This is a genomic window from Microvirga flocculans ATCC BAA-817, from assembly GCF_000518665.1.
Taxonomy (GTDB): Bacteria; Pseudomonadota; Alphaproteobacteria; order Rhizobiales; family Beijerinckiaceae; genus Microvirga; species Microvirga flocculans.
The window spans coordinates 323825-335050 of sequence record NZ_KI912469.1; the positions used below are offsets into that span (position 1 = coordinate 323825).

Annotated in this window: 13 protein-coding genes; 8 read left to right on the plus strand and 5 right to left on the minus strand. The window is 62.8% G+C overall.

What is annotated here, in order from left to right; all coding sequences use genetic code 11:
• Window positions 1-11 precede the first annotated feature (11 nt).
• From L879_RS22430 to L879_RS0119755, 5 genes are all read left to right on the plus strand, one after another.
• Entirely contained in the window at window positions 12-239 is a 228-nt protein-coding gene (locus L879_RS22430; RefSeq protein ID WP_035460202.1) for a DUF6894 family protein, read from the plus strand.
• A gap of 292 nt (window positions 240-531) precedes the next feature.
• Complete coding sequence (locus L879_RS0119740; protein ID WP_027317606.1) at window positions 532-1641, plus strand: M20 family metallopeptidase; 1110 nt, start codon at window positions 532-534, stop codon at window positions 1639-1641.
• 189 nt (window positions 1642-1830) lie between these two features.
• Window positions 1831-2088, plus strand: coding sequence for a hypothetical protein (locus L879_RS0119745; RefSeq protein ID WP_027317607.1), 258 nt, complete (start codon window positions 1831-1833; stop codon window positions 2086-2088).
• A gap of 62 nt (window positions 2089-2150) precedes the next feature.
• Window positions 2151-2669 carry a GNAT family N-acetyltransferase gene (locus L879_RS0119750; protein WP_245265275.1) on the plus strand — a complete coding sequence of 173 codons (519 nt, stop codon included), beginning with the start codon at window positions 2151-2153 and terminating at the stop codon, window positions 2667-2669.
• Entirely contained in the window at window positions 2666-3178 is a 513-nt protein-coding gene (locus L879_RS0119755; RefSeq protein ID WP_027317609.1) for an RNA pyrophosphohydrolase, read from the plus strand. Before L879_RS0119750 ends, L879_RS0119755 begins: the two co-directional genes overlap by 4 nt.
• Before the next feature lie 9 nt (window positions 3179-3187).
• Here L879_RS0119755 and L879_RS0119760 read toward each other — a convergent pair whose 3' ends face one another.
• Window positions 3188-3820 (minus strand): MarC family protein, encoded by a 633-nt coding sequence (locus tag L879_RS0119760; protein WP_154664276.1) that lies wholly within the window; start codon window positions 3818-3820, stop codon window positions 3188-3190.
• Window positions 3821-3889: 69 nt separating this feature from the next.
• On the opposite strand from L879_RS0119760, the gene L879_RS0119765 reads away from it, so the two are divergent.
• Entirely contained in the window at window positions 3890-4747 is an 858-nt protein-coding gene (locus L879_RS0119765) for a PP2C family serine/threonine-protein phosphatase (protein ID WP_027317611.1), read from the plus strand.
• Between the two features lie 188 nt (window positions 4748-4935).
• The gene (locus L879_RS0119770) at window positions 4936-5586 is read left to right on the plus strand and encodes an SIMPL domain-containing protein (RefSeq protein ID WP_027317612.1); all 651 of its coding nucleotides are present in this window, start codon (window positions 4936-4938) and stop codon (window positions 5584-5586) included.
• Between the two features lie 48 nt (window positions 5587-5634).
• Here the strand turns inward: L879_RS0119770 and L879_RS22435 are convergent, their stop codons facing one another.
• Together L879_RS22435 and L879_RS0119780 are read right to left on the minus strand one after the other, a co-directional pair.
• A complete protein-coding gene (locus L879_RS22435; protein ID WP_051435464.1) occupies window positions 5635-6690 on the minus strand; it encodes a M48 family metallopeptidase in 1056 nt (351 codons plus the stop codon).
• 10 nt (window positions 6691-6700) lie between these two features.
• Entirely contained in the window at window positions 6701-7258 is a 558-nt protein-coding gene (locus tag L879_RS0119780; protein ID WP_027317613.1) for a LemA family protein, read from the minus strand.
• Between the two features lie 381 nt (window positions 7259-7639).
• Between L879_RS0119780 and gyrA the strand changes: the two genes are divergently transcribed.
• Window positions 7640-10318: a DNA gyrase subunit A gene (gene gyrA / locus L879_RS0119785; protein WP_245265280.1), complete on the plus strand. Its 2679-nt coding sequence runs from the start codon at window positions 7640-7642 to the stop codon at window positions 10316-10318.
• Window positions 10319-10378: 60 nt separating this feature from the next.
• On the opposite strand, the gene L879_RS0119790 is transcribed toward gyrA, so the two are convergent.
• Both L879_RS0119790 and L879_RS0119795 read right to left on the minus strand, forming a co-directional pair.
• On the minus strand, window positions 10379-10918 hold the full coding sequence (locus L879_RS0119790) for a hypothetical protein (RefSeq protein ID WP_027317615.1): 540 nt from the start codon (window positions 10916-10918) through the stop codon (window positions 10379-10381).
• On the minus strand, window positions 10919-11226 hold a 308-nt coding region (locus L879_RS0119795; protein ID WP_027315945.1), incomplete at its 5' end, for a transposase.

Sequence of the window (11226 nt, forward strand, 5' to 3'; positions counted from 1 at the left end):
GGTTGCTTTGCGTGCATTGTTATTTTCATCTCGTGCACATGCATGACCGGATCCTGGATGAGACAGGCATAGAAGTCTCGGATCTCGAAGCGGCTCATTACCAGGCGGTCAAGGCGATCCAGGAGTTGCGCCAGGAAGGCGAGGCCGACGCGGTCGACTGGCGCGGCTGGCAGCTGGATGTGACGGACGACACGGGAAAAGTCCTGTTGTCCATTCCCTTGGATACGCCGCAACACTGACATCCGGCAAGATTTTGCGGATTTGCCGCCGACATGCTCGTTGGCGGCGACGGCTCCAACCGGGCACTCATATGTATGCCATCTAAAGTAAGACGGCTACCCTGGCCATACGGCTGAAGTTGGCTCAGCGGGATAAGAATTTCATCATCTGAATACGACTTCATCATGGGGGCGACGACGATGGCGGAAGGCTGTCATGCGTCCTGACCGCGTGACTCTCCGGCCAGGGGTGGTATGAGTGGAAAAGGCGGCTTGAGCCGCCTTTTCCATGCCGCCTGGACCCGAGCCTCTCATGACCCCCGCATCTCTCGACACGCTCTTCACCTGGATCCGCACCGAAAGCCCGACCGGCGACCGGGCCGGGGTCAACCTGATGATGGACCTCGTGGTTGCGCAGATGCAGGACGCGCCTGTGGCTGTCGAGCGGGTGCCGGGCACGGAGGGGCTGGGCGACGTGCTCGTGCTGCGGGCGGGTCCCCGGACCGACGAGCCCGCTATCCTGATCATGTCGCATCTCGACACGGTGCATCCCGTCGGCACCATCGAGAAGGATCTGCCCCTGCGCGTCGAGGGCGACAGGCTTTACGGACCGGGCGTCTACGACATGAAGGGCGGCGCCTGGTTCTGCCTCGAGGCCTTCAAGGACGTGGCGCGGAAGGGCACGGCGGCCCGTCCTCTCGTCTTCCTGGTGACGCCGGACGAGGAAATTGGCTCGCCGATCACCCGTCCGATGATCGAGGATTTCGGCCGCCGCTCAGCCTATGCCCTCGTCACCGAGCCCGCTCGTGACAACGGGCAGATCGTCACGGCCCGCAAGGGGGTAGGACGCTTCGACGTGCATGTGGAGGGAAGGCCCGCCCATGCCGGTTCGCGCCACAAGGATGGGCGCAACGCCATCTACGAGGCGGCCCGTCAGATCCTCGCCGTCGAGGCCATGACGGATTACGCCAAGGGCATCACCACCACCGTCGGCATGGTTTCCGGCGGCACGGCGGTGAACACCATTCCCCAGCATTGCCGTTTCCCCGTGGACCTGCGGGTGGAAACCGTAGCCGATGGCGAGGCGGTGACGGCGGCTCTTCTCGGCCTGAAGCCCCAGCATCCGGATTTCAAGGTCACCGTCACCGGCGGCATGAACCGGCCGCCCTATGAGCGCACGGAAGCAACCTCGAAGCTTTTCGACCACGCCAAGGCCCTGGCCGCCGAGATCGGTTTCGATCTCGTCTCCGCTCCCCGCGCCGGCGGTGGCTCGGACGGCAATTTCACGGCCGCGCTCGGCATCCCGACCCTTGATGGTCTCGGCATCGACGGCGACGGCGCTCATACGCTTCAGGAATACGGCCTGATCTCGTCCATCGCGCCGCGTCAAAAACTCATGATGCGCCTGCTGGAGACTTTGTAAAATCGCCTATCATCTTTACTGAGATGAAGTTGATTCATGTTTGTTCCCTTGAGGGATATCAAGATAATTTGAACTTAATATCGTTCTAAAGAGTCCGATATTGCTATAGATGTATTCTGCCGCAGTGCATCGCACATGCTTGCGACCTCTATCGATGAGAGATCGATCTGAAATGTCAGGAGGACGCCTATGAATAAGCAGATACTTTTTGCGATCTCGGGTGCTTTGTTGTTCATGCCGCCGGCATACGCTCAGTCGGGAGCCATGATGCCTAAATGCGACGAAGCCGGCATGAAAATGGCCAACGATTCCGTGATGAAGATGACGGACGCATCCAAGAAAGACATGGCCATGAAGGAGATGGCCATGGCGAAAGATATGATGATGAAGAAAGATGAGAAGGGCTGCATGATGCACATGGAAAAAGCCATGGGCGTCATGAAGTAGAAAAGCTTCGGCATCATCCATGAGCTTTCATGGATGATGCTTAGTGTTTTTGTCCTAAACTGTTGTTCGATTCGATCCTTGAACAGTTCGTTGGACCTCCTGCCCTGAGCACCGTCACGCTCAGCGATCTGCGCGATCGTCCGGAATTCGCCGATGCGGTTGCGGACCGCGTCTGGCGCGCTTTCTGGAAGGACAAGGGGCATCCTTTGAGCCTTCTGACAGGCCTCGTGGCTGAGAGTTTCGGACCCGGTTCTATCCCCACGGCCCTGGTCGCCCATGAGGGCGAGAGGTTCCTCGGCACCGTGTCCATCATCGCCTGTGACGAAGAGACGAGGCCGCATTGCACGCCCTGGATCGCGGCGCTCTGGGTCGAGCCGGAAGTCCGGCGGCACGGTATCGGGGCGAGCTTGGTCGAAAGGGCTTGCGCCTTCGCCTTTGCGACTGGGATTGGCCGGGTTTACCTGCTGTCCGGCCCGCACAGGCGGGCATTCTACGAGAGACAGGGATGGTCGCTCTTCGAGACACTCGAGGACGGAATGTCCATCATGATACGGAATGCCGAGGAGGACGTCCCGGCATGAACCTTGCTCCCGCCCCGCGCTACCGGCCCAATGTGGGAATCGCGCTCTTCAACCGGGCCGGCCTCGTTCTGATTGCCCGGCGCCTGCGCGACGACGGCCCGGAGGTCATCGCGCCAGGCCATGAATGGCAGATGCCCCAGGGTGGCGTCGACGAGGGCGAGGATCTCCTGGCCGCTGCCCGTCGCGAACTCTGGGAGGAGACGAGCGTCACTCAGGCGGATGTGCTCGGGCAGACGTCCGAATGGGTAACGTATGATTTCCCGCCCTATTCCGGGCTGCCGCACCGGTTGTCTCCCTTTCGCGGCCAGCGCCAGCGATGGGTGGCTTTCCGCTTCCTGGGCGAGGAGAGCGAAATAGAGGTCGCGGGCATTCGCGGCGGTGCGGTGCCGGAATTCAGCGAGTGGCGCTGGGAGCGGCTCGAGCGGCTGCCGGCACTGGTGGTTCCGTTCAAGCGCACGGTCTACGAGCACGTAGCCCGGGCGTTTCTCCCCTTTGCGACAGAGGCGTAGCGCGCAAGCTCAGGGCTGGCGCACCAGGGCGAGCATGCCGTCGATGACGAACTGCACGGCGAGGCCTGCCAGGATCACGCCGAGGAGGCGCGTCAGCACCACATTGCCGGTCACGCCGAGCCAGCGGGCCACGCGCTCGGCGGCGGAGAACACCACGAGGCAGCTCAGGATTCCGAGAGCGATCAGGACCAGCAGAGAGCTCAGGTGCAGGAGGTTTCCGTTGGCGCGGCCCGCCAGCAGGATTACGGCGGTGATGGCGCCGGGACCCGCCATGAGCGGAATGGCGAGGGGAAAGGCCGCGACGTTGCGGATGTGATCCTCGGTGATTGCCACGTCGGCAGTGTGTTTCTTGCGCTCGTTACGGCGCTCGAAGACCATCTCGAAGGCGATCCAGAACAGCAGCAGACCGCCGGAGATGCGGAAGGCCGGGATGCCGACGCCGAGCAGACGCAGCAGCACCTCGCCGCCGAGGCCGAAGAAAGCCAGGATGCCGAAGGCGATCATGCTTGCCCGAACGGCAACGCGACGGCGCTCCTCCGCGTTCATTCCGCGGGTCAGCGAGACGAAAATCGGCGCGAGCGCCACCGGGTCGAGCGTGACGAGCAGGGTCACGAGGGCGGCGGAGATATAGTCGAACAGCATCGGCTTTACCTTGTTGCAAGCTTTGCTTTATGGGGTCATGGGGCCGATTTGGCGAGGGGCAGGGCAACGATGTTCACGGTTTTGGATCGGATCAGCTGGCCGGGGCACCCGGACAAGCCCAACGAGGACATCTGCGGCGCGTGCGGAGACTGGGCCTGGGTGATCGATACCTCGATCTTTCCCGGCACCGCGCCGGTGGTTCATCCCAAGAGCGACGCCGCTTGGCTCGCCGCCTTCGCCAGTGAGCGCCTGTCCGATCTCGCGCCCCATGCCGAGGACGGGCCGGCCCTGCTCCGCCATGTGATGGAGGAGGCCCGCACCGCCTACCGGGCGGTCGCTCCGCAGGAGCGGCACGAGGATTTCGTCTCCTGGCCGCTTGGCGCCATGACCCTCGTTCGGCGGAGCGGGGATATCCTCGACGCCTGGACCTTCGGCGACACCACCGCTTACGTGCGCCGGCCCGACGGAACGGTCCTGACGCTCGGCGATGCCCCCGGCCTGCGTGAGGCGGAATCCGCCAAGGCCGCCGAGCTGATGCAAGCCTCGGGCTCCCGGCCCAACGACATTCTCGCCGAACCCGTCTTCCTCGCCTGGCTCAGCGAGCGCCGCGAGCGGCAGAAAAGAAGCGGCGTCCCGGCGGCGTTGCTCAGCTTCAACCCGGAGGCCGTCGGCCGCCTCAGGCACGAGAGCGCGCCGTGCGAGGCGGGCTCCGCGATCCTGCTCGCCAGCGACGGATTTTCCGCCCTGGTGGATCTCTATGGGGCCATGGACGCCAAGGGCCTGATGGACGCCGCCCTCACGATCGGCCTCGAGCCGCTGGCGGCCAAGGCCCGGGAGATCGAGACCCAGGCCGATCCTGATGGAAAGCTCTATCCCCGCTTCAAGCAGAGCGACGATACGACGGCGATTTTGCTGAGAGCCCAATAGGAAAGAGAACTTCAAAGGGGCTGGTTATTTAAAGTAATGTTATAATAACTTGATTCTTCTGCATCCCAAGCGTGCCCATAGGATACAGCATGTATGTTCGCCGTCTTTTATTGGCTCTGGCTGCCTCGGCCATAGTGACTTCTGCTTACTCACAGAGTGCGCCACAGGATTCACGGCGCGATCCAGTCATGACCGTACTCGGGAAAGGGCGCTATGAAGTAAAGCCTGATCTGGCTCGAGTGACAGTCACAGTGACGACGGAGGGCAAGACGCTCGAGAGCGTCGGCAATCCCCATCAGGTGCGTGCGACACGAGCTTTCAAGGTTCTTCAGGACGTTGAGACCCTCGGGGTAGAGGTCGAGAGAAGCAGTTTCAGGGTGGATGAGCGCCGCGTTCAGCGGCCTATCCCGCAGGGACCGGCACAGCGATACGAAGCCGTGGTTGACGGCTACATGGCAACGACCACGTTCTCCCTGAAGTCCTCGACCCTGGATAAGCTGAACGAGGTCGTTACCAGACTTGCCGACGCCAGTCTGTTCCAGATCGAATCCGTCAGGTTCCAGGCTAGCCAGGAGCGTGCGGCTCTCAATCAAGCCCGTCGCGCCGCCATGCTTGATGCAAAGGAACAGGCGCTGGCCTATGCGGAGCCCGTCGATCTGGAATTGAAGGAAATCGTTACCGTTACGGACGGTGATGCCGAGGCTCCAGGCGGATATGCAGATTTGCCCGCAAAACGCGCTTCGCCCGCAGGGTCCTATACGGTGCAGATCGTGCCACCTGCGACCCTGGAGTTCACAGCTTCCGTCAATGTGACTTGGCGTATAGCTCCGCGTGGATAGTGTTTCTCGTTAGACGAGAGAGCGACTGAGTACTGGGCGAGGTTCCTGCTATGCAGCCTCGCCCGCCTTAGGCGCGAGAGCAGTGTGTCCACCCGCATACCGCACCAGCGCATCGATCCGCTTCTCGATGGAAGGATGGGTAGCGAAGAGATCGGCCCATCCGGAGCGGGGATTGTCCAGGCACAGCTCCATGACGCCCGAGGGGACATTCGCGAGTTCGCCCTTGCCCTGGATCTTCGTGAGCGCGCCGATCATGGCGTCCGGGTTCTTGGTCAGCTCGACCGCGCCGGCATCGGCCAGATATTCCCGGCGGCGGGAGAGGGCGAAGCGGACAAGGAGCGACAGCTGCCAAGCGACCGCGATGCACAGGGCAGCGATCAGAAGGATCGCCAGACGTCCGCCCTTTTCCTTGGTTTCCTTGTCGGTTCCGCCCGTGTCGAAACGGCTCTTCCTACGGGTCGAGAGGTCCCAGAAGCCCCAGTAGCCCGAGCTGTCCCGCAGCCAGCGATAGGCGAATTCGCCGATGAAGGAGAAGATCCCGACCACGAGCACGGCGATGACCATCGTGCGCACATCCTCGTTGCGGATATGGGTCAGCTCATGGGCCAGCACGGCTTCCATTTCGCGGTCGTCCAGGAGGTCGATAAGCCCCCGGGTGACGGTGATCGTGTACTGCTCGGCACGGGTTCCCGAGGCGAAGGCGTTGGGAGCCTCGGTCTCCAGGATCCGCAGCCGGGGAGGCGTCATGCCTCGAGAGATGCAAAGGTTCTCAAGGAGATCGTAGAGGCGGGGAGCCTGTGCCCGCTCGAGGCTAGACGAGCCGGTCGTGAGATTGAGGAGGAAGGTGTTGAAGCGCAGACCGCACCAGACCCACAGCCCCGCCAGGGCCGTCGCCGCCGGCGCGATCCAGAGGCTGTCCCGCATTGCCGCCCGGAGCAGGGGCTCGAAGGAATCGGTTCCGCCCTCCAGCCAGGGGGCGACCTGCCAGAGGAGGGCGAGACCGAAGGTCATCAGGTAGAACAGCAGGAAAAGCCCGGCGATCAGCAGGGCGGACCGCCGGCGATTGGCCTGGATATGGGTGTAGAGACCGAAAGCGGAGAGCACGGGAGCCGCTTTAGAACGCAACCTTCGGCGGCGTTTCGAGAGCCTGACGCTGGGCCTCGCCCAGGTCGAAGAAGGTCTGCGGCCTGAAGCCCATCAGACCGGCGAAGAGAACGGCCGGGAAGTGTTGGATGGCGGCGTTGTATTCAGCGACGCCGTTGTTGAAGAAACGACGGGCGGCGGCGAGCTTGTCCTCGATGGCGGCGAGATCCGTCTGCAACTGCTGGAAATTGGTGCTCGCCTTGAGGTCGGGATAGGCCTCGCCGAGCGCCAGAAGACGCCCCAGCGCACCCGAAAGGGCGCCTTCGGCGGCCGCCTGATCGGCGGGGCCCTGCGCCCTGAGGGCCGCATTGCGGGTCTCGACCACGGCCTGGAGGGTTTCCCGTTCATGGCTCACATAGCCCTTCACGGTCTCGATCAGGTTCGGAATCAGGTCGTGGCGTTGCTTGAGCTGGACGTCGATATCCGCAAAGGCCTGGGCGACGCGGGCCCGCAGGCTGACGAGGCCGTTATAGGCGGAAACCGCATAGAGCGCGACGAGGGCCACGATCCCCCAGACAACCCAATCCATGGTTGAAAATCCTCGTTTTCTTTAAGGAAGCAATGCCATGGCCATGCTTTCCGGGCAAGTTATCGTGTTGCCGCCCCTGGCATTTGCCGCTTCCGGTCCGATGCGGCAGTATGCGCCCGGCGAAGGGGATCCCCAGCCTTTGGAAAACCTTGGCTAAACCTTGAAAAGAGAACGAAAAACCGCCATTTAAGAACCTGATTTCAATTGGATTCGCGGGCCTGCCGGATGGCTTGACGAAGCGGCATATGAAACCGCCTCTCGCGAAAGGGCAGACCGTTTTAAGAAAGACCAACCTTGACAGATCCGAACGATATCCGCTCCGGCGGCCCCGGCGGGGACCAGCCGGCCAGCGACATCAAGCTGATTTCCATCGTCGATGAGATGAAGCGCTCGTATCTCGATTACGCCATGAGCGTGATCGTGAGCCGCGCGCTGCCCGATGCGCGCGACGGCCTGAAGCCCGTCCACCGGCGCATTCTCTACTCGATGCACGAGAACGGCTACACGCCGGACAAGAAATACGTGAAATCAGCCCGCATCGTCGGTGACGTGATGGGTCAATATCACCCTCACGGCGACAGCGCGATCTACGATGCCTTGGTGCGCATGGCGCAGGATTTCTCGCTGCGTCTCATGCTCGTGGACGGGCAGGGCAATTTCGGCTCGGTCGACGGCGACCCGCCGGCGGCCATGCGCTACACCGAGTCCCGCCTCACCAAGGCGGCGATGCCGCTCCTCGACGACATCGACAAGGACACGGTCGACTTCACTCCCAACTACGACGAGTCCAAGGACGAGCCGTCCGTTCTGCCCGCGCGCTATCCGAACCTGCTCGTCAACGGCGCTGGCGGCATCGCGGTCGGCATGGCCACCAACATGCCTCCCCACAACCTGGGCGAGGTCATCAACGGCTGCCTGGCCTTTATCGACGATCCGAACATCTCCGCCGAGGAGCTGATGGAGCACATCCCCGGCCCGGATTTCCCGACCGGCGCGCTGATCCTCGGCCGTTCGGGCATCAAGTCCGCCTACACCACGGGCCGCGGCTCCATCGTCATGCGGGCGAAGTCCGAGGTCGAGGAGATCCGCAAGGACCGCGAGGCGCTGATCTTCACCGAGATCCCGTATCAGGTGAACAAGGCCTCGCTGATCGAGAAGATCGCGGAACTCGTGCGCGAGAAGAAGATCGAAGGCATCGCCGACCTGCGCGACGAGTCCGACCGCGACGGCATGCGCATCGTGGTCGAGATCAAGCGCGACGCCATGCCCGATGTGGTGCTGAACCAGCTCTACCGCTACACGCCGCTCCAGACGAGCTTCGGTGCGAACATGGTGGCGCTCAACGGCGGTCGTCCCGAGCAGATGACCCTGAAGGACCTGATCAAGGCCTTCGTGGATTTCCGCGAGGAAGTCGTCTCCCGCCGCACCAAGTTCCTCCTCAACAAGGCCCGCGAGCGCGCCCACGTGCTGTGCGGCCTGGCCACCGCCGTCGCCAATATCGACGAGGTCATCCGCCTCATCCGCACGGCGCCGGATCCGAACGCCGCCCGCGAGGCCCTCATGGGCCGCGACTGGCCGGCGCAGGACATCGCGCCGCTGATCGCGCTCGTGGACGATCCGCGCCATAAGATCAACGACGACGGCACCTATCGTCTCTCGGAGACGCAGGCCCGCGCCATCCTCGACCTGCGCCTCCAGCGCCTCACGGCTCTCGGCCGGGACGAGATCGGCGACGAGCTTTCCAAGCTCGCGGCCGAAATCTCGGATTACCTCGAGATCCTGCGCTCGCGCGCCCGCATCATGGGCATCATCAAGGACGAACTCACGGAAGTCCGCGACGCCTTCGCCACGCCGCGCAAGACCCAGATCGTCGACTGGGATTCGGATGTGGACGACGAGGACCTGATTGCCCGCGAGGACATGGTCGTCACCGTGTCCCATGCCGGCTACATCAAGCGCGTGCCGCTGTCGACCTACCGGGCTCAGCGCCGCGGTGGCAAGGGCCGCTCCGGCATGGCGACGCGCGACGAGGATTTCGTGACCCGCCTCTTCGTGGCGAACACGCATACGCCGGTCATCTTCTTCTCGTCTGAAGGCCAGGCCTACAAGGAGAAGGTGTGGCGCCTGCCGCTCGCCGCTCCGAACGCCAAGGGCAAGGCCCTTGTGAACATGCTGCCGCTCAAGCAGGGCGAACGCATCACCACCATCATGCCGCTGCCCGAGGACGAGGCGTCCTGGGACAGGCTCGACGTGATGTTCGCGACCTCGCGGGGCACGGTCCGCCGCAACAAGCTGTCGGACTTCGTGCAGGTCAACCGGGGCGGCAAGATCGCCATGAAGCTTGATGAGGGCGACTCCATCGTCGACGTGCAGATCTGCTCGGAAAACGACGACGTACTGCTCACCACGGCCAAGGGCCAGTGCATCCGCTTCCCCGTCACGGACGTGCGCGTCTTCAAGGGGCGCGACTCCATGGGCGTTCGCGGCATCAATCTCGCCGAGGGAGACGACATCATCTCCATGGCGATCCTGCGCCATGTGGAGGCGACCGGCGAAGAGCGCGCCGCCTATCTCAAGATGCGCCGCGCCGTCATGGGCGAGCAGGCCGATGCCGATGCGGCGGCCGACGATGCGGAGGAGACCGAGGCCGGAAACTTCGCGTTGTCGCAGGAACGCTACGCGGAGATGAGCGCATTGGAGCAGTGCATCCTCACGCTCTCCGAGAACGGTTACGGCAAGCGGACGCTTTCCTACGAGTATCGCATCACCGGGCGCGGCGGCAAAGGCATCACGGCCATGGCGGTCAACAGCCGCAACGGCAAGCTGGTGGCCTCCTTCCCCGTCGAGAACGCCGACCAGATCATGCTCGTCACCGATGGCGGCCAGCTGATCCGCGTGCCGGTCGATGACATCCGCATCGTCGGCCGCAACTCGCAGGGCGTCACCGTCTTCTCGACCAGGGACAAGGAAAAGGTCGTCTCCGTCGAGCATATCGAGGGTGAAGAGGACGATGGAGCCGAGGGTGATGTCGCCGAAGACGGCGAGGCTGCGGAAGAGTAGCCCCCACCTTTGCGAGAGTTTCAATAACAATGAAAAGGGCGCCAAAGGCGCCCTTTCTCTTTATTTTCTGCCGATTATGCGGGCGTATTCCGAGGCAAACCTGCTCGCCAACTCATCCGCGTTATCGGCGGCCGTGGTAAGGCGAATCTTTATAAAATTGCCTTTGTGGATGGTGACGAACACGTAGGAGTCTCGGGTCTTGCCGCCTTGCGTAATGGCCACATGGGCCTTCGCGTAAGAGGTAGTCTCCGACTTCGCGACGAGGGCTGCATTCTGGTAGGAGCCTGAGGAGACGCCATGATCGATGTCCCGCAGGGCCGCATCCCTCTGATCGAGGGACATCTTGCGCGCATTCACAGAGCTCAGGCTCTCACCCAAATCGTAGATGAAGATATCGGCCCAGGTTTCCCCCGGCCTTTCGTAGCGAACGCTGAAACCCAGTCCTGGCTCATCGTAGTCGGTTCGCTGTCCCCTCAAGAGCCCTGCAATGCTTTTAGGGAAGGGATATCCATCGATTTGTTCTGCATGGGACGGGATCGGGCTCTTCGTGGGCTGCGCAACAGCTTCGGATGCGTAGTTCAACGCTAGAGCGGCGGTCATTCAAACGAATCCATATCCGGCGGCGGTAAAGTAGTTGCGGCACGCCTCAGGCTTCACGAGATCGCAGATGTCGCCGATGGCGCGCCAGAGTGCCTCGATGGTTCGGGCTTCGGCTTTGCGCAAGTGCGCTTTGATCTGCGAGAAGACCTGCTCAATCGGATTCAAGTCCGGACTGTAGGGCGGCAGAAACAGGAGCCACGCGCCACGGGCCCGGACGGCCATCTCGGCTTTCGCACTCTTGTGTGCCGGAAGATTGTCGAGGATCACGACGTCGCCGTGCGACAGGGTCGGAGCCAGCTGGGTCTCCA